Here is an 18524-nt window from a genome sequence, read left to right on the forward strand (position 1 = left end):
ATGGCGTTCGCGAGCTATCCCAGCCTGATCGATCGCCACGTATTTGTCTCGGGCGGCGCCACCGGTATTGGCGCTTCCTTCGTGGAGCATTTCGCCAGGCAGGGAGCGCGGGTGTCGTTCATCGATATCGATCAGGCGAATGGCGAGCAACTTACGGAAAGCCTCGCCGCCTGCGCGCATCGCCCGCTGTTCGTACGCTGCGACGTCACGCGGCTCGATGCGCTGGAAGCGGCCATCGCCACGGCGCGTGAAGCGCACGGCCCAATCGGCGTGCTGGTGAACAACGCAGCCAACGACGTGCGCCACGATTTCGGCGGCACCACGGCAGCCGAATTCGACCAGAACATGGCGGTCAATCTTCGCCACCAGTATTTCGCGACCCAGGCGGTGCGCGACGATATGCGCGCACTCGGCGGCGGCTCGGTGATCTGCCTCGGTTCCACCGGGTGGATGAAGAAGAACGCGGGCTATCCGATGTACGCAATGGCGAAGTCCGCGGTGCACGGTCTGGTCAATGGCCTCGCTCGCGAGCTGGGCCACGACCGCATCCGCATCAACGTGCTGGTCCCCGGCTGGGTGATCACCGAGAAACAGCGTCGCCTGTGGCTCGATGCCGACGGCGAAGCCGAGATTGCCCGCGTGCAGTGCTTGCCCGGTTACTTGATGGCTGACGATCTGGCGCGCGCCGCACTCTTCCTCGCCGCCGACGACAGCCGCATGTGCACCGGCCAGGCATTCATTGTCGATGGAGGCTGGGTATGAACATTCGCGCCGCTGTCGCGATGCAAGTGCACAACGGTCTGGGCGAGGGCGTCACCTGGTGCGACCGTGGCCAGGTGTTGTACTGGACCGATATCCACGCCAGCACGCTGTGGCGCTATCGCCCGCATGACGGCGCGTTGCACCAGTGGAGCATGCCCGAACGCCTCGCCAGTTTTGCGCTGTGCGAAGCGGATGGCTGGCTGCTGTTGGGCCTCGCCTCGCGATTGGCGTTCTTCCATCCTTCCACGCATGCGCTGGTTCCCGTCACCGACGTGGAAGCGGAGCTGCCCACGCGCCTCAATGACGGTGCCTGCGACCGCCAGGGCCGCTTCGTGTTCGGCACGCTGCATGAACCGGCCAGCGGCCCCAAACAGCCGGTGGGCGGTTTCTACCGGTTGAATCATGACTTGTCGCTGGAGCGCCTGCCCTTGCCGGGCGTGGCGATCAGCAACAGCATCGCGTTCAGCCCGGATGGCGGCAGCATGTATTTCTGCGATTCGCCTACCCGCATCATCCAGTGCTGCGATTACGGCGATCAGGTAACCAACGTGCGCACTTTCGCCACGCTGGACGATCAACGCGGCGAACCCGATGGTTCGGCCGTCGACCGCGATGGCGGCCTGTGGAACGCCCAATGGGGATTGGGTCGCGTGGCGCGCTACACGCCAACCGGTCAGCTCGATCGCATCATCGACGTACCCGCATCGCAGCCGACCAAACCGGCCTTCGGCAGCACGGACTTTTCGACGCTGTACATCACCAGTGCGCGTGCCGGCCTCGACGAGGCGGCGCTCGCCGCCCAACCCTATGCCGGCGCGTTGTTCGTCGCCGATGCAGGTTTTCGTGGCTTGCCGGAACCGCGTTTCGCCGGTCCGCCGCCGCACGTCATTGCCGCCGCGTAGGGACCGCGGCTCAAGCACATCTGCCCATTAGAGGCACCACTATCGCCAGCGGGGGAGTTTTGTCCATGAATGCCCAAGTCATCGAGACAGCCTCGGCGCAAGCCAAGGTCACCATCATCTTTACCTGTGTGCTCGCCGCGCTGGCGGGCCTCATGTTCGGCCTCGACATCGGCGTGATCTCAGGCGCCACGCAATTCATCCAGGCCGAGTACAAGGTCAGCGACCACATGATCGAATGGATCGTGAGCTCGATGATGTTCGGCGCAGCCGTAGGTGCGGTCGGCGCCGGCTGGTTGTCGGCCACGCTGGGCCGCAAGCGCTCGCTGATCCTGGGCGCCGTCTTGTTCATTCTTGGCTCGCTGCTGTCGGGCGGCGCGTGGTCGCCGGAAACGCTGATCGCCGCGCGCGTGGTGCTCGGTCTTGCGATTGGCCTCGCAACGTTCACTGCACCGCTCTATCTTGCCGAAGTGGCGCCGGAACGCATCCGCGGCGCGATGATTTCCACCTACCAGCTGATGATCACGATCGGCATCCTGGTCGCATTCCTGTCGGACACGGCACTGAGCTACAACGGCGCATGGCGCTGGATGCTCGGCATCATCGCGATTCCGGGCGCACTGTTTCTGCTCGGCGTGATGTTCCTTCCCGATAGCCCGCGCTGGCTGATGATGCGCGGGCGTCGCGAAGAGGCAATCGAGGTGCTGCTGCGCCTGCGCGGCGACAGCGTGGTAGTTGCGCGCGAAGCCGCCGACATCGAAGAGCAGCTCAAGATGCCGCAGCGCGGCTGGCACTTGTTCAAGGACAACCGCAACTTCCGCCGCTCGGTGTGGCTGGGCGTGCTGCTGCAGTTGATGCAGCAGTTCACCGGCATGAACGTGGTGATGTATTACGCGCCGCGCATCTTCAAGGAGATGGGCTACGACACCTCCACGCAGATGTGGTTTACCGCGCTGGTGGGACTGACCAACGTGCTGGCCACCTTCATCGCCATTGCGCTGATCGACCGCTGGGGCCGCAAACCCATCCTCTATACCGGCTTCACCGTGATGGCCGTTGGCCTGGGCGTGGTCGGCACGATGATGCACAACGGCATCCATGACCACGGCGCGCAGATCTTCACCGTGACGATGCTGCTGATCTTCATTGTCGGCTTCGCCATGTCGGCCGGTCCGCTGATCTGGACGCTGTGTTCGGAGATCCAGCCGCTCAAGGGACGCGACTTCGGCATCGGCGTGTCCACGTTCACCAACTGGATCTGCAACATGATCGTGGGCTTCACCTTCCTCAGCCTGCTCAACAGCATCGGCAACGCCGGCACATTCTGGATGTATGCCGCGCTCAACGCCGTCTTCATCCTGCTCACCTTCTGGCTGATTCCGGAAACCAAGGGCGTGACGCTGGAGCAGATCGAACGCAACCTGATGGGCGGCAAGCGGCTGCGCGAGATCGGGCGCTGATTCGCCACTGAAAGCCGCGCTGAAGAAGGCTGCCGCACCCAAAGGTCGGCAGCCTTTTTATTAAGTGCCGCGCGGCTTGGCGCGATGGGTGGGCGCCGCGGTCCACGGATCATCCGGCCACGGATGACGTGGATAGCGTCCCTTCAGCTCCTTCTTCACTTCAGGGTAGGTGCGCTCCCAGAAGCCCTTGAGGTCTTGGGTGACCTGGATTGGACGCCCCGCCGGTGAGAGCAGGTGCAACGTGACGGGAATGCGGCCGTTCGCCACGCGTGGCGTGTCGGCAAGTCCGAACAGTTCCTGCAGCTTTACCGCGAGCACTGGCGCTTCGCCCTCGGCGTATTCCAGCCGGCGCGTCATGCCGCTGGGCACGGTCAGGCTTTCGGGAACCTGCGCATCCAGCTGGCGGCGTTGCTCGTAGTCAAACAATGAGCCCAGCGCTTGGGAGAGTTCCTCCGCGCTTAGCGCGTCGAGGCGGCGCTTGCCGTTGAGATAGGGCGCGAGCCAGTCCTCCAGTGAATCGATCAGCGCGATGTCGGATACATCGGGCAAACCGAGTTCGGGCATCCAACCACGCAAGGCTTGCATGCGTGCACGCAGGCGTCTGGCGTTGTCGCTCCACGGCAACGTATCGATGCCTTTGGCGCGCACGGCGGCGAGCAAGGTGGGCAGCGCGTCTTCGGGTTTCACCGGCACGCTGCGTCTTTCAAGCACGATGTTGGCGTAGCGATGTTCGTCGAAGGCTTCGACGGCGTTGCGTTCGTCGTTCCAGCGCAAGGCGCGCTCACGTTTGAACTGGGCGGGATAGTCTCGCTCCAGCACGCGGAAATCGATCGGTGCGGCAGCGAGAATCAGGCTGTCGCGCGCCTCGAATCGAAGATCCAGCGCCACCAGCCACGGTTCGCCATGCAGCGCGGTGCTCTCATGCAGACGCGCACCGCGGCCATTGGCGAGGGTGTAGCGCAGCGGGTTGTTGTCGTCGCGGCGTGCCACGCGATCTGGGAACGCGTGCAAGAGCAGATCGCCCACGGCGTGGCTGTCCGGCACGCCGCTTGCCGCGGAACGCATATCCAGGCGACGACGCCAGCCCTTGCTTGCTTGCTCGATGGCGGCCAGCGCACCGGCATCCGAACCACCGCGCGCGCCAGCGGTGTGACGATCGCGCCACACATGCAGCGCGCTCACGCGTGCACGAAAATCGTCGCTGCGCGCCTGCTCACCCCGCAAGGGCGAGCGCGCTTCCATCAATGCCAGCAGATCAGCGACGAGCGCGCGCAGTTCGGGCTCAGCGCGCAAGGCTGCCGCACCAAGCCGGGGCGTCGCTCCGAGTTCGAGCATGTGGCGACCGAGTGCTGTAATTCGACCATCTGCGGTCAGCGCAGCCAGCTGCACGAGCAGCTCACGCGCCTGCGCCAGTGCGCCAGAGGGCGGCGCATCGAGCCAGGGCAGCGTGTTGCCACTGGCCGCGGTGATGCCCCACGCGGCGAGTTCCAAGGCGAGGCCTGACAATTCCGCTTGCGCGATTTCAGCCGTGCGCGAGGAATCCAGTCGCTTGCTTTGCGGCCACAGGCGATACGCCGCACCTTCGGCGACGCGACCCGCGCGACCTGCGCGCTGATCGGCCGAAGCCTGTGAAATGTTCACCGTTTCCAATCGCGTAAAGCCGGAATTGGGATCGAAGCGTGGCTCGCGCGCCAAACCACTGTCCACCACCGCGCGTATGCCCGGCAGCGTGACGCTGGATTCGGCGACATTGGTTGCCAGCACCACGCGTCGCGTACCGGGCTCGGCCGGACTCAACGCAGCCTGCTGTTCCGCCATCGACAATTCGCCATGCAGCGCCACGATGTCGATGTTCTCGTCCAGCGACGATGCCAGCACGGCTTGCGTGCGCGCGATCTCGCGGCGGCCAGGCAGGAAGGCCAACACATCGCCTGGATTTTCATCCAGGGCCTGGCGCACGACGCGCGCCAGTTGGTGCTCGGTGGTCTCCTGCGCGCGAGCGGCGGGATATTCCACCCGCACGGGAAAGCTGCGACCCGGACTGCTGATACGCGGCGCATCAAGCCACTGCGCGATGCGCTCGCCATCGAGCGTGGCGGACATCACCAGCAGGCGCAGCTCCGGACGCAGCGTGCCTTGGATATCCAACGCAAATGCGGCTCCCAGATCCCCGGCGAGATGGCGCTCATGGAATTCATCGAACAGGATTGCACCGATGCCGGTGAGCTCGGGATCGTCCTGGATCAGCCGCGTGAGGATGCCCTCCGTCACCACTTCAACGCGCGTTGCCGCGCTCACCTTCGCCTCGAAGCGGATCCGATACCCCACCGTCTGCCCCACCTCCTCACCCAACTGCCTGGCCATAAACTGCGCCGCCGCACGCGCGGCGATGCGGCGCGGTTCCAGCATGAGGATCTTGTCGCCCCCGAGCCAGGGTTGATCGAGCAACGCCAACGGCACCTGAGTGGTCTTGCCGGCACCGGGCGGCGCTTCGAGCACAAGGCGTGGGTGTGCCGCGAGGGATGCGGTGATCTCGGGCAAGAGTGGGGTGATGGGGAAGGATGCGGCGGTGTTCATCGGGGGATGATAGCGGGGTGGGGATTGGGCTCGCGTGTGCGGCTCTTGCCTGGTCGCGGGGCGGACCTTGCGTTGCGATGCATGGCGAAGTTGGAGGGCCCGTGCAAAGCCAGGCGTGTCCGCGAATTCACTCAAGCCTGGCGCACCTTCCTGTCTGTGGGAGTGCACCCGTGCACGACCGGCACGACTAGGTGTACCGCTCCGTAGGTTTATCGCGCACAGGGTGCGCTCCCACAAAAAGTTGAGCGGCCCGCAACCTCTAAGCCCCGACCCACGGGCGCGCACTCCTTTTTTTGTAGGGGCGCACTTGTGCGCGACCGCGGCTCGTGGGCGTACCGCTCCGTCGGCTGGTCGCGCACAAGTGCGCTCCTACAAAAGAGCTGCCCAGTGATGCCGGGCGTTGTTTGGTTCTTGATCTGGCTCTGCCCCCGGGGTCCCCGCGGCGGGCGGGTGGAGGAAGGCCCAGAGGGTGGCCGCATGGATGCGGCAGGCTCGCCGGGGCGCGACAACTCGACAACCCAGCTCACCGCGTCTGGATCCCGGCCTGCGCCGGGATGACGAAGGAGGGACGTTCCCGCAAGCACCCGCCCCTCTTCCCGGAGGGCAGAGGGAGCCAAACCTCACGCCGATCCAGCAGCGCCCCCAGGGTGACCTCCCGCACCCGCGCCCCCTCACCCTCCAATGGCATACTCGCCATTCCTGCTTTTGGAGCCTCCCGATGCGCCCGTTCCACCTCCTTGCCTTCGGCGCCCTCGCGCTGCCGCTGAGCGCCTTCGCCGCCGACCCGCATTCCTATGCCCAGCCCGACCAGGTCCGCGTGACGCATCTGGACCTGGATCTGAAGGTCGACTTTCCGCACAAGCAGCTCGATGGCCGGGCCACGCTTAAGCTGGATTGGAAGGACGCCAAGGCGCAGTCCCTGGTGCTCGACACGCGCGACCTGAAGATCGCCAGCATCGAAGCCGTCGACGACACCGGCAAGACCAGCGCGCTGAAGTACGCATTGGCGCCGCGCGACAAGGAACTGGGCAGCAAGCTCACCATCGCCACGCCGCAGCATCCGTCGCAGGTGCGCATCGTCTATTCGACCGTGCCGACCGCCTCGGGCCTGCAGTGGCTGCCGCCGGAACAGACGGCGGACAAGAAGCTGCCCTTCATGTTCTCGCAGTCCGAATCCATCCATGCGCGCTCCTGGGTGCCGCTGCAGGATTCGCCGGCAATCCGCTTCACCTATGACGCCCATGTCACTGCGCCGAAGGACGTGCGCGTGGTCATGAGCGCGATCAACGACGCAAACCATCCGTTGAACGGCGACTACCGCTTCAGCCAGCCGCATCCGATTCCCTCGTACCTGCTCGCGATCGCAGCCGGCGATATCGCGGCGAAGGAAACCGGTCCGCGTTCGGCCGTCTATGCGGAGCCCAGCGTGGTCGGCAAGGCCGCCAAGGAGTTCGAAGACACCGAGAAGCTGATCAAGACCGCCGAGTCGCTATACGGCCCGTATTCCTGGGGTCGTTACGACTTGCTCGTGCTGCCGCCGTCCTTCCCGTTCGGCGGCATGGAAAACCCGAACATGACCTTCGCCACGCCGACGCTGCTGGTTGGCGACAAGAGCCTGGTCTCGGTGATTTCGCATGAGCTCGCGCACTCGTGGTCGGGCAACCTGGTCACCAGCGCCGCATGGCGCGACATCTGGCTCAACGAAGGTTTCACCACCTACGTGCAGGGCCGCATCACGGAGGCGGTTTACGGCAAGACGCTGGCCGACGAGGAAGCGCTGATCTCGGCGCGCGGTCTTGAGAAGTCCATCAGGGACAAGACCATTGCTCCGAACGCGCAGCGCCTGGCACCCAAGCCCGGCATTGGCGCCGATGATTCGATTTCCGAGGTGCCGTACGACAAGGGCAGCTGGTTCCTGCGCACGCTGGAGCAGCGCTTTGGCCGCGACACTTTCGATGCCTATCTGAAGGGCTATTTCGCGCACTTCGCGTTCCAGAGCATCGACACCGAACAGATGCTCGATTACCTCAAGGCCAATCTGTTCGACAAGAACCCGGGCAAGATGAGCTGGGACGATGTGCAGCAGTGGGTGTATGAGCCGGGCATTCCCAAGGATGCGCCCCTGCCCGATTCGCCGCGCTTCAACGCGATCGACAAGGAACGCGCTTCATTCCTCGCCGGCTCGCTCGCGGCCGACAAGCTCGACGCGAAGAGCTGGAACACGCAGGAGTGGATGTACTTCCTCGACGGCCTGCCGGACGTGACGCCGCTGGACAAGATCAAGCAGATCGATGCCGCCTGGCATCTCACCGGCACGCCCAACGCCGAGATCGGCATGCGCTGGTATAGCCATGCCATTGCCGCGGGCGACAAGGACGTGTGGCCGGCCGCTGCCGAGCATATGACGCGGATCGGCCGTCTCTACCTCACCATGCCGCTGTACAAGGCCTTCGTAAAGTCGCCGGAAGGCCTGGCCTATGCGCAGCAGGTTTATGCGAAGGCCAAGAGCGGTTATCACCCGTTGACGCAGGAAGCTGTGGAATCCGTGTTCGCCAAGGCGACCAAGGGCGCCAGCAAGTAAGTCCCGCGCGCGCCTCCTTGCAAAGGGAGGCGCGCGACGCCATCGATAGCTGCGATCCCCACCATTGGTTCACCCATGACATCCAAGAAAGCGACCACCACCACGCCCGCTCCCACGCGCCCGCTATGGCAGCGGCTGGCCCTGCGCCGGCTCAAATTCCTCGGCTACGTCGCCGGTTTGCTGGTCGTGGTGCTGGGTGGTTCGTACCTGTTCGCACCGCAGTGGCTGATGAGCGCCGACATCAAGCGCCAGGCGATGGTCGCGCATGTCGAGAAGCACTCGGTGCAGGTCGGCGACACCAAGTGGGTTTACTACGAAGGTGGCCAGGGTCCGACCCTGCTGCTGCTGCACGGCTTTGCCGCAAGCAAGGAAGTGTGGCTCAAGCAGATGGAATTGCTGACGCCGCATTTCCACGTGATCGCGCCCGATCTGCCGGGCTGGGGCGAGTCCTCTCGCGTCGAGGGCGCCAGCTACAACATCGACGCGCAAGTGGCGCGCCTGCAGGGCTTTGTCGATGCGCTGAACTTGCCCAAAGTCGTGCTGATCGGTCACTCGATGGGCGGCGCCATCGCCGGCGTGTTCGCCGCCGAACACCCTGAGCATGTCGCAGAACTCGCCCTGCTCGATTCGTTCGGCCTGAAGACCAACGAGAACGAATTCTCGCGCGAAGCCCTGGCCGGCAAAAACCTGTTCGCCTTCGACAATCGCGAGCAGTTCGCCAAGGCGACTGCCTGGGCGTTTGCCAAGCCGCTGGATATTCCCGGCCGCTTCCAGGACGTGCTGATCAGGCGCAACCAGGAAAACCGCGCCTTCATCAACCAGACTTTCAACGAGCTGCGTGACCCGTCGCAGTATTTGTCGCTGCAGAACCGCCTCGACAAACTCGGCATGCCGGTGCTCGGCCTGTGGTGCCATGACGACAAGATCGTCGACATCTCGGCGCTCGACAGCCTGCGCAACGGCTTGAAGAACGCCGCCGCCATCAGCACCAGCACGATGACCGGCTGCAATCACATGCCGATCATGGAGAAGCCGGACGAGACGGCGCGCATCCTTACGCAGTTCACGCTATCGCACTAACGCTCAGCGCGCCGGATGGCCTTGCGCCATCCGGCCGTCCTACGCTGTTCTACAAAACACCCGGAATCAGCGCCTTGGTGCGCTGCATATAGCTCTCGTAAACGGCACCGAAGTTCTCGCGCATCCAGCGCTCTTCAAGTTTCAGCTTGAACCAGAACGACACGGCGACAATGACCACGCAGATCGCGCCGCGCCATTCGCCGATGGCCATCGCCGTGCCGAAGAAGGCAAGCAGCAGGCCGGTGTAGATCGGGTGGCGCACCCAGCGATAAGGGCCGCTCTGGATCAGTTCGTGATCCTTCTTCACCTGCACCACCGAGCTCCAGTTGCGCCCGAGCACGTAGCGCGCACAGCAGGCGAAGCCGACGCCGAGCATGGTGAACAATGCGCCGAGCACCGCCACCGCATCGCTGCCCGGATACATCCGCGTGCCCAGCCAGTTGCCGAGGTACCAGTCACCGGGGCCGATCAACAGGATCGCCACGACGAGCGGCAACCAGTATTTGAGCAGGCGCGGCAGGATCGGCTCCTTGCGCTGCGCACCCTTGACGCGGCGCCAGCCCCATAACCAGTACAGCGTGAAGATCAGCCACATGGCCTTGATGAACGGGCCGATCGGCAGTTCCATGGCGTTCCCCTGAATCCCCGGTGGGCACTCAGGTTCCACCGTTGCTCGGGCTCGCGCAAGATGGCCCGCCGCGCGTCCCTGCGCAGGCGGGCCCGAACTTACTTGGCGAATTGCAGATTCACTGGTGCTGCCGGCAAGGCGTGCGGCTGGTTGCCGGTGGTCGGCACGGTCTGGTCGACCACCTCGAAGGCGAGGCCATCAGCCCATACTTCGCCTCGGTTCTGCAGCAGCAGTCCGAAAGCGATGTCGCGTGCATTGCCGGGCACGTCGAGCACCACGTCGAAGTGCTGCCAAGGCTTGTCGCCTTGCTGGGCGCGATCTTCCATGTTGTCGAACGCAGCGGGCTTCTTGTCCGCGCCGTCCACACGCATCCACAGCTGCCCCTTGCCTGCGTCTTTGGTGCGCAGGTAGCCGGAGAACCGCACGCGCTTGCCCTGATAGGCGGTGGCGCCGATGGTCTGCATCAAGGTAGCGAAACCGTGGTTGTCGGTGGTTGCGCGAAGAAACGCGCTGGTCGCGCCGGCTGTACGGGTCGACGATTCCGTGCCGGTTTCAAAGTCGGTGGAAGCGGTCCCGTTGACGTAGACGAACCAACCGGGAGGCGCCGCAGCATGCGCGATGCCGGCGAGGCTGGCAGCAAGCAGAGCAGCGGTCAGGAGCAGCTTTTTCATGGGGCATTCCTTGTCGTGGATGGAGAGTGAGTACTGCTGACGTTCAATAGAAAGCGATCGAGCTCGCCATGGGGAGGCGTGACGTCCATCTGCAATAGCTCGGCGCGCGATGCGCCGGCGTCGTAGCCGGCCATGGGGACGGCGGCGTCGGCTGCGGGAAGCGCATGGCCCTGCCACACAGCCCACAGCAGCACCGCAGCGGCAATGGCGGCCGGCCACGCCGCGTGGCGATACCAGCGGCGAACCACCGAGGCCTGATCTGCGGCACGCAGGATGCGTGCATCCATCATCGGCGTAGGCGCTTCGTGCGATGCCTGGCGATAGAGCAGCAGCAGGTCATCCATCTCGTCGTTTACCGCCATGGCTGCAAGGCCTCCCGCAATTTCTGCTGGGCATAGCGCAGGCGGCTCTTCACCGTTTCGCGCGTGCTGCCGGTGGCAATCGCGATGTCCTCCAGGCTGAGCTCGCCTTCGGCCTTCATCAGGAACGCTTCGCGCTGCGGCAGCGGAAGCGCCTCGACGGCTTCGACCAAGGCCTTGCCCAAGGCGTCGTTATGGAGATGTCGGTCGGGCGCATGCGAGGACGGCGCGGCGTGTTGTTCGAGTGCATGCTCGCCTTGCTCAGGATCGATGGCGTCAGGCGCATGCCGACCGAGCGTGCGCCAGCGATCCGCCGCGCGGCGATGGGCGATGCCGAACAACCATGCCGCGAACGAGGCTTCAGGCTGAAAGTGTTCCTTGCCGTGAACGACGGCCATCCACACGTCCTGGAACACCTCCTCGGCCTCGCTGGATTTGCCCGCCAGGCGCAAGGCGTAGCGATGCAGCTTCTCGCGATAGCGTGCGTAAAGGATGCGGAAGGCGTGTGCGTCGCCATTGCGATAGCGCTGCATGCATTCGGCGTCGCTCAGCGACGAGCTGTCGATGAGGTGGCCGATAGGCGGTTGCGACAATTGCCGCTGCAGATGCTCGAGCGCTTGCGCGCAGGCTTGCGTCCAGTCCGTTGATTGCGCGATGGCGGCCGACATGGCGTCCTTTCCGTTGGCGATACATCCATATTCGCCGCTAACGCCAGAAAGGGGTTAAACGAAAACCTCAGTCCGCCACGTCTGCAATCAGGCGATCGAGCTCCGTCTTCAGCCAGGCGCCATTGAGTCGCAGCCAGTCGCGTTGCTCACGCCACTCAGGGAACAGCAGTTCCACCTGCGCCCAGAAGCGCGGCGCGTGGCTGCGCACCTTCAGGTGACACAGCTCGTGGGCGAGCACGTACTTCAAGGCATTGGGCGGCGCCAACGCCAGCGCGAGGTCGAGGTTGATGCGATCGCGCGTGTCCAGGCTGCCCCAAAGGCTTTTCATCGGCCGCACGCGCAAGGCCGTGGGCGCCAGACCGAGCTGCGGTACGTAGCCGGCCAACCAACGTGATACATCGCGACGGATCTGCGCTTCGAAATACGAAGCGAGCAAGCCGCGCGCCACCGGCACCGCACGCGTATGCGGACGAGGGATCACCAGGGTCAGCGTGCCCTCGCCGGCTTCCACGCGCGGATACGGACCTTCCGCCCAATCGAGTTGCACGGTTTCCCCACGCAGCGGAAATTCCGTGGGCGTGCCGACGCGCAGCGGCGGCAAGGGCTTCACGATCAGATGCAATTCGTCGAGCTTGCGCTCGAGCCAGTCGGCGTGATGACGAAGGAACGCGCTCACCTGCGCCGGATGCGTGCCATGCGGATACGACACGCGCGCACCCTTGGGCGTCACCGTCAGCCGCAACCGGCGCGCGCGCGGATGGGCGGCCTTGAGCACACGGATGGTGCTGCCGCTCGCGGTGGCCAGTTCCAGCCAATCGCCTTCAAGATGCTGCGTCATATCCCCGCCTTAACTGCTTGGCGTCCAGGCCGACCGATTTCCAAAGGACTACCAGTGTCCCAAAGGAAATGTGGGGAGAGCATGCAGGGTTCGCAAGGCAGTGCGATGTCCGTCCCGACCATACGGTCGGGACGGCGGAGCCTGAATGGAGCGGCTCAGGCCTCGGCGGGACGCGGCAGGCCGAACCATTCCTCGAGCTTGCCCAGCAGGCGTTCAACCTCGAGGGTGAGCAGGGTGAAGGTCGCATCGGCCTCGGCAGCCGCGTCGGGATGGCTGTCGCCCAGTTCCTCCGTGATCACGTCCAGGAACTTGAGCTTGCGCACGATCAGGTCCTCGCCGAGCACGAAGCTCATCCGCTCATCGAAGGTGAGACCGAGCTGGAAGACCTGTTTGCCGTTGCGCAGGTGCTCTTTCACTTCCTCGCCATCCAGGTCCTGGCGGCGGCACTTGGCGATGGCGCCGGTGGCGGAGGCCGGGTCGCGCAGCTCCACCTCGTCGCCCAGGGCCAGGCCGGCCGGCAGGTTGCCGTTGGCCAGCCAGTCGGTCATGAGCACCCGCGGGCCTTCTTCCGGCGCCAGCGGGACGGCCGGAAAGCTGCCCATCGCTTCGCGGATCTGCGTCAGCGTGTTCTCGGCCGACTTGCGGCTGGAGGTATCGAGCACCAGCCAACCGTTCTTCTTGTCCACGTAGGCGCGCTGGCGGGAGCTGCGGATGAAGGCGCGCGGCACCAGTTCGTTGAGCACGTCTTCCTTGATGCGCTTGCGCTCGCGGCCACCGACCTTGCGGCCTTCTTCTTCAGCGATCTTCTGCACACGGCGGTGAAGTTCGTCGTTTACCACCGAACCGGGGAGGAGCTTGTCCTCGCCGCCCACGGTGACCATGGTGCAGGCATTCACTGCGTGCGTGAGCGGGGCTTCATCGCCACGACCTACCGGCGGCACGAAACCCTTGGTGCCCATCTCCAGCGGACCGCAGGGGCGCAGGCGATGGTCGCCCAGCGCTTCGTCCAGGCGGTTGAGGTCGTCGGCAATGGCGGGGGAAAAGCGGAAGAGCGTGAGATTGCGGAAGAACATTCGGTATCCGTATTTTTTCTGCCGTCATCCCGGCGAAGGCCGGGATCCAGGTGCGATGCGCATCGATGATGCCGCGTCGCCTTCTCACGCACTGAGGCGCTGGATCCCGGCCTGCGCCGGGAAGACGAAATTTGAGGGCCTGAGGCTAGATCAGCGGCTGACCGCAGCCACCGCATTTACCACCGTATCCAGATTGGCGCGGTTCAACGCCGCCACGCAGATACGGCCGGTGCCGATGGCGTAGATGGCGTATTCCTCGCGCAGGCGGTCCACCTGAGCCTTGCTGAGGCCCGAGTAGGAAAACATGCCAGCCTGCTCCTGGATGAAGCCAAAATGCGATGCACCCGCCGCGGCCAGCTTCTCCACCATGCCGGCACGCATCGCGTGGATGCGCTCGCGCATCTCACCCAGCTCCTGCTCCCACATGGCCTTGAGCTCGGCGCTGCCGAGCACAGTGGATACCAGCAGGCCGCCGTGCGTGGCCGGGCTGGAGTAGTTGGAGCGGATCGTGCGCTTGACCAGCGACTGCACGCGCAGGGCTTCGTCGCGCGTCTTGCCCACGACGGACAGCGCGCCCACGCGCTCGCCATACAGCGAGAACGACTTGGAATACGAGTTGGCAACCACGAAGGCGTCGATGCCGGAAGCAGCGAACAGGCGAACGGCGGTGGCGTCGGCGTCGATGCCTTCGTCAAAGCCCTGGTAGGCCATGTCGATGAAGGGCAGCAGGCCGCGCTCCTTCACCAGATCCACCACCTGCTGCCACTGCTCGGCATTGAGATCCACGCCGGTGGGGTTGTGGCAGCACGCGTGCAGCAGCACGACGGTGCCCGGCTCCAGCTTGCCTAGGTCCGCCAGCATGCCGGCAAAGTCCAGGCCGTGCGTGGCGGCGTCGTAGTAGGCGTAGGTGAGCACCTCGAAACCGGCCGCGCCAAACACCACGCGATGGTTTTCCCAGCTCGGGTTGCTGATGGCGATCTTCGCGGTCGGCAGGATCTGCTTGAGCAGGTCGGCGCCGACGCGCAGCGCGCCGCTGCCGCCGACGGTCTGCGAGGTGGCCACGCGACCGGCGGCCAGCAGGGGCGAGTCTTCGCCGAACACCAGTTTCTGGGTGGCGAGGTCGTACGCCGGCAGGCCGTCGATGGGGATATAGCCGCGCGGCTTGGCGTCAAGCGCCAGCTGCTGCTCGACCTGCTGCACGGCGCGCAGTAGCGGGATGCGGCCCTGCTCGTCGTAATAAATGCCCACGCCCAGATTGACCTTGCCCGGACGGGTGTCGGCCACGAAGGCCTCGGTGAGTCCCAGGATCGGATCGCCCGGGGTCATTTCAACGGATGCAAAGAGAGACACGGCGTTACTCGACTGGTTTTCGGTGAAGGTCACGACTCGTCCGGCGTACCGGCAAGCCACTCGTGCGCTTCGGCGCGGGCGAAACCTTCGCGCGCGCCCAGCGTGGCGAAGTCAAACAGCTTGCGATCGGTGAGCTGGGAGGGCTGCACACTGCCCAGCGCGCGAAAAATGTTCTCGGCGCGCCCGGGTTGGGTCTGCTCCCAGTCCTCCATCATGCGCCTAACCGCCTTGCGTTGCAGGTTTTCCTGCGAACCGCAGAGATTGCACGGGATGATCGGGAATTGCCTGGCCTGCGCGTACTCGGCGATGTCGCTTTCCTTGCAGTATGCCAAGGGACGGATCACCACGTGGCGGCCGTCGTCCGAACGCAGCTTGGGCGGCATCGCCTTCAGCTGGGCCTGGTAGAACAGATTCAGGAAAAACGTGCCCAGGATGTCGTCGCGATGGTGGCCGAGCGCGATCTTGCTGACGCCGTTGGCCGCCGCCCATTGATACAGCGCGCCGCGGCGCAGGCGCGAACACAGGCTGCACATGGTCTTGCCCTCGGGGATGACCCGGGTGACCGTACTGTACGTATCCTGCTCGATGATATGGAACGGCACGCCGCGCTCGGCAAGGTATTGCGGCAGTACGTGGGCAGGGAAACCCGGCTGCTTCTGGTCCAGGTTCACCGCGACGATCCCGAACCGCACCGGCGCCTTGGCCTGAAGCGACAGCAACACATCCAGCAGCGTGTACGAGTCCTTGCCGCCGGACAGACACACCATCACCTTGTCGCCTTCCTCGATCATGTGGAAGTCGGCAATGGCCTGCCCCACCTGATGGCGCAGGCGCTTGGCCAGCTTGGCGGCCTCGTGGTGCTGCTTGCGGGTGGCGTCGGGCTGGGCGGACATGGGTCAGGTGAGAACGGGACGGCCTCCCATTGTAACTATCTGATCGGCCGGGGCAGGCTCTTTGGGTCGCGCGGCGCTACACTGCGTGTGTTTTCCCCAGCCATTCGCACCGACATGCAGGTCCAGGACCAAGCCGAAATTGCCCACATGCTGGCCGAGCTGCGCGTGGAGCACCGCGATCTCGACGTGGCCATCGAGCACCTGGCCGTGTCGCTCAGCCGGGACGAGCTCCAGATCACCCGCCTGAAGAAGCGCAAGCTGCTGCTGAAGGACCATATCGCCCGGCTGGAAAGCAGGCTGATACCGGATCTGGACGCCTAAGACCTCCCACGGAGCACCGATGCCCGCGCTGACGCCTGTCCTGCTGGAAGACGCCTACGTCATCCTCGAACCGCTCACGCCTGACCACGCCCCTGCCCTCGAGGCGGCCGTGGCCGACGGCGAACTGTGGAAGCTGTGGTTCACCAGTGCGCCGGTGCCGGGAGAGATGGCCGCTTACATCGCCAAGGCCCTCGATGGCCAGCAGGCCGGGCTGATGCTGCCCTTCGCGGTGCGCGAGAAGAGCAGCGGCGAAATCGTGGGCAGCACGCGCTTCTATGATTTCGTGAATGACCCGCGCCGCGTCGCCATCGGCTACACCTGGTACGCCAGGCGCTGGCAGAAGAGCCATCTCAACACCGCCTGCAAGCGCCTGCTGTTCCAGCATGCCTTTGAGTCGCTGGGCTGCGTGGCGGTGGAGTTTCACACCGACCACCGCAATCTCGACTCCCAGCGCGCCATCGAGCGTCTGGGCGCGCAACGCGAAGGCGTATTGCGCAACCACAAGCGCCGCCCCGATGGCAGCTTGCGCAACACGGTGTGCTACAGCGTGATCGACAGCGAGTGGCCGGATGTGTCGCGCTGGCTGGCGTTGCGGCTGGAGCGCCTGGCGGGCTGACGCGCCAGATTTTTGTGCAGCATCCCGATTTATGTGTGGGAGCGCACCCTGTGCGCGACTGCGGCGCCATGTCGTCCTGGCTCCGTCAGGTTGTCGCGCACAGGGTGCGCTCCCACAGAAAAACTTTCGAACAGGGGCACCCCTCACCTGTAGGAGCGCACCTTGTGCGCGACCGCGGCGCCGTGTCGTCTCCGCTCCGTCGGGTGGTCGCGCACAGGGTGCGCTCCCACAGGGAAACGCGGCCTCAAAGTAGGCGATTGACCAACCGATCCAACCGCACACGACGCATGCGCCGCAACAGCTTGCGCACTTCCGGCGGATAACTGCGCACGCCTGGCAGGTCGCGATAATGCGCCAGGCGCGTGGCATGCCTGCGCAAGGCCTGCCATTCGGCTTCGTGCTGCGGCAACAGCCTGCGCGAGGGATCGCGCAACAGCAGGCCATTCTCCAGGTCCAGCGCCCACGCACGGGGGTTGAGATTGTTGCCGGTCAGCACGGCGAACTCCCCATCCACGAACAGCCCTTTCAGGTGATACGTGTTGTCGCCGTCGCGCCATAGCCATAGGTTCAACTGGCCGCTGTCGATGGCGCCTTGATGATCGTGCGCGAAGCGACGCAGATTCGCTTCATACAGATACGGCAACATCCCGATGCGGCTGAACGGCTGCTCCGGCGGGATGTAGAAATCGTTGGCCGTTTTGTCGCCAACCATGATGTCCAACTGGCAACCACGGCGCAGCAAGTGACCGATCGCCACACGCACCGGCCGCGGCAGGTTGAAGTACGGCGTCAGCAAAATCACGCGACGCTGTGCGCCACGCAGCAGGGCCAGCAGTGTTTCGTTGAGCGCATTGTCGTTGCGCCCGAAACCCGCCAGTGGAATCACTGCGACATCGCCATCGCGAGGCGCCTCGCTGGCGCCGACGTATTGCGCCTGCTGCAGCGACTGGCGCAAGCGGCGGATCGGTTCCTGCAGATCGCGCGAGCGCGGCTGCGGCAAGCGGTCCAGGCGCGGCACCGCATCGCTGCCGCGGAACTGGGCATCGACATAGCCAACCATGCTGTCCGCCAGCGACTGGTCGCGGATCAGGTGATAGCGATCAAGCCGATAGCGGCCATGCTTGGCCAGATACACGTCGTTGAGGCTGGCGCCGCTGTAAAGCACCGCGTCATCGATGATGAAACCCTTGAGGTGCAACACACCGAACAATTCGCGCGTCTGTACCGGTACGCCGCGAATGACCACGCCCTCGCCCAGGCGCTGCGCGTACTCGCGATACATCGCTGCGTTGCCTTCGCTGCTGCCTTTGCCGATCAGCCCGCGACGCGCGCGATGCCAGTCGACATACACTTCCACGGAAAGATCCGGATGTGCATTTCGCGCCGCGTGCAGCGCTTCGATCACTTCACGGCCGGCATCGTCGTCCTGCAGATACAGCGCGACCAGTACGATGCGGCGCCTCGCCTGCGCAATCAACGAAAGCAGCGTGTCGCGAAATTTCACCGGACCGGCCAATGTGGCGATCGACTCTGCCGGCACGGCGAAACTCACCTGGCCGGACAGGTCGAGACCACGGCCTCGACCAAGCGAAAGCAGGCGGCGGGCAAGGTTACGTGGCGAGGGTAGCGGTCGATTCATAGTGGCGCATGTTAGCAATCCCGCCCTATCTTGTAGGAGCGCACTTGTGCGCGACCGCCAGATGACTGTGACATTTACGTCAAGCGGTCGCGCACAAGTGCGCTCCTAC

General features: G+C 64.7%; 17 protein-coding genes. 7 read left to right on the forward strand and 10 right to left on the reverse strand.

Features of this window, described 5'->3' with window-relative positions:
• The 3 genes from AC1DMY_RS11755 to AC1DMY_RS11765 all read left to right on the forward strand — a co-directional run bounded on the left by AC1DMY_RS11755 (nt 1) and on the right by AC1DMY_RS11765 (nt 3121).
• Nucleotides 1-762 carry an SDR family NAD(P)-dependent oxidoreductase gene (locus AC1DMY_RS11755; protein WP_477165150.1) on the forward strand — a complete coding sequence of 254 codons (762 nt, stop codon included), beginning with the start codon at nt 1-3 and terminating at the stop codon, nt 760-762.
• Nucleotides 759-1664 carry an SMP-30/gluconolactonase/LRE family protein gene (locus AC1DMY_RS11760; protein WP_477165151.1) on the forward strand — a complete coding sequence of 302 codons (906 nt, stop codon included), beginning with the start codon at nt 759-761 and terminating at the stop codon, nt 1662-1664. Before AC1DMY_RS11755 ends, AC1DMY_RS11760 begins: the two co-directional genes overlap by 4 nt.
• Before the next feature lie 65 nt (nt 1665-1729).
• The gene (locus AC1DMY_RS11765; protein WP_477165152.1) at nt 1730-3121 is read left to right on the forward strand and encodes a sugar porter family MFS transporter; all 1392 of its coding nucleotides are present in this window, start codon (nt 1730-1732) and stop codon (nt 3119-3121) included.
• A gap of 60 nt (nt 3122-3181) precedes the next feature.
• On the opposite strand, the gene hrpB is transcribed toward AC1DMY_RS11765, so the two are convergent.
• The gene (hrpB, locus tag AC1DMY_RS11770) at nt 3182-5698 is read right to left on the reverse strand and encodes an ATP-dependent helicase HrpB (RefSeq protein WP_477165153.1); all 2517 of its coding nucleotides are present in this window, start codon (nt 5696-5698) and stop codon (nt 3182-3184) included.
• 718 nt (nt 5699-6416) lie between these two features.
• Between hrpB and AC1DMY_RS11775 the strand changes: the two genes are divergently transcribed.
• Entirely contained in the window at nt 6417-8279 is a 1863-nt protein-coding gene (locus tag AC1DMY_RS11775) for a M1 family metallopeptidase (protein ID WP_477165154.1), read from the forward strand.
• 75 nt (nt 8280-8354) lie between these two features.
• Complete coding sequence (locus AC1DMY_RS11780; protein WP_477165155.1) at nt 8355-9359, forward strand: alpha/beta fold hydrolase; 1005 nt, start codon at nt 8355-8357, stop codon at nt 9357-9359.
• Nucleotides 9360-9408: 49 nt separating this feature from the next.
• Here the strand turns inward: AC1DMY_RS11780 and AC1DMY_RS11785 are convergent, their stop codons facing one another.
• From AC1DMY_RS11785 to ttcA, 8 genes are all read right to left on the reverse strand, one after another.
• Nucleotides 9409-9987: a methyltransferase family protein gene (locus tag AC1DMY_RS11785; RefSeq protein ID WP_477165156.1), complete on the reverse strand. Its 579-nt coding sequence runs from the start codon at nt 9985-9987 to the stop codon at nt 9409-9411.
• A gap of 98 nt (nt 9988-10085) precedes the next feature.
• Nucleotides 10086-10658, reverse strand: a complete 573-nt coding sequence (locus AC1DMY_RS11790; RefSeq protein WP_477165157.1) for a hypothetical protein — start codon at nt 10656-10658, stop codon at nt 10086-10088.
• Nucleotides 10655-11020, reverse strand: coding sequence for a hypothetical protein (locus tag AC1DMY_RS11795; RefSeq protein ID WP_477165158.1), 366 nt, complete (start codon nt 11018-11020; stop codon nt 10655-10657). Before AC1DMY_RS11795 ends, AC1DMY_RS11790 begins: the two co-directional genes overlap by 4 nt.
• On the reverse strand, nt 11011-11685 hold the full coding sequence (locus tag AC1DMY_RS11800; RefSeq protein WP_477165159.1) for a sigma-70 family RNA polymerase sigma factor: 675 nt from the start codon (nt 11683-11685) through the stop codon (nt 11011-11013). The genes AC1DMY_RS11795 and AC1DMY_RS11800 overlap by 10 nt, the downstream gene beginning before the upstream one ends.
• Nucleotides 11686-11752: 67 nt before the next feature.
• Entirely contained in the window at nt 11753-12523 is a 771-nt protein-coding gene (locus AC1DMY_RS11805; protein ID WP_121883093.1) for a YgjP family zinc-dependent metalloprotease, read from the reverse strand.
• Between the two features lie 155 nt (nt 12524-12678).
• Nucleotides 12679-13596, reverse strand: coding sequence for a recombination-associated protein RdgC (locus tag AC1DMY_RS11810; RefSeq protein ID WP_441601995.1), 918 nt, complete (start codon nt 13594-13596; stop codon nt 12679-12681).
• A gap of 150 nt (nt 13597-13746) precedes the next feature.
• A complete protein-coding gene (locus AC1DMY_RS11815; protein WP_477165291.1) occupies nt 13747-14946 on the reverse strand; it encodes an amino acid aminotransferase in 1200 nt (399 codons plus the stop codon).
• A gap of 29 nt (nt 14947-14975) precedes the next feature.
• Nucleotides 14976-15839, reverse strand: a complete 864-nt coding sequence (gene ttcA / locus AC1DMY_RS11820) for a tRNA 2-thiocytidine(32) synthetase TtcA (protein WP_477165160.1) — start codon at nt 15837-15839, stop codon at nt 14976-14978.
• A gap of 114 nt (nt 15840-15953) precedes the next feature.
• Between ttcA and AC1DMY_RS11825 the strand changes: the two genes are divergently transcribed.
• Together AC1DMY_RS11825 and AC1DMY_RS11830 are read left to right on the forward strand one after the other, a co-directional pair.
• The gene (locus AC1DMY_RS11825) at nt 15954-16160 is read left to right on the forward strand and encodes a YdcH family protein (RefSeq protein ID WP_477165161.1); all 207 of its coding nucleotides are present in this window, start codon (nt 15954-15956) and stop codon (nt 16158-16160) included.
• Nucleotides 16161-16179: 19 nt separating this feature from the next.
• Nucleotides 16180-16776, forward strand: a complete 597-nt coding sequence (locus tag AC1DMY_RS11830) for a GNAT family N-acetyltransferase (RefSeq protein WP_477165162.1) — start codon at nt 16180-16182, stop codon at nt 16774-16776.
• Nucleotides 16777-17020: 244 nt separating this feature from the next.
• Here AC1DMY_RS11830 and pssA read toward each other — a convergent pair whose 3' ends face one another.
• Nucleotides 17021-18415: a CDP-diacylglycerol--serine O-phosphatidyltransferase gene (gene pssA, locus AC1DMY_RS11835; protein ID WP_477165163.1), complete on the reverse strand. Its 1395-nt coding sequence runs from the start codon at nt 18413-18415 to the stop codon at nt 17021-17023.
• Nucleotides 18416-18524: the final 109 nt, after the last annotated feature.

This window comes from Dyella sp. 01L423, from assembly GCF_056399945.1.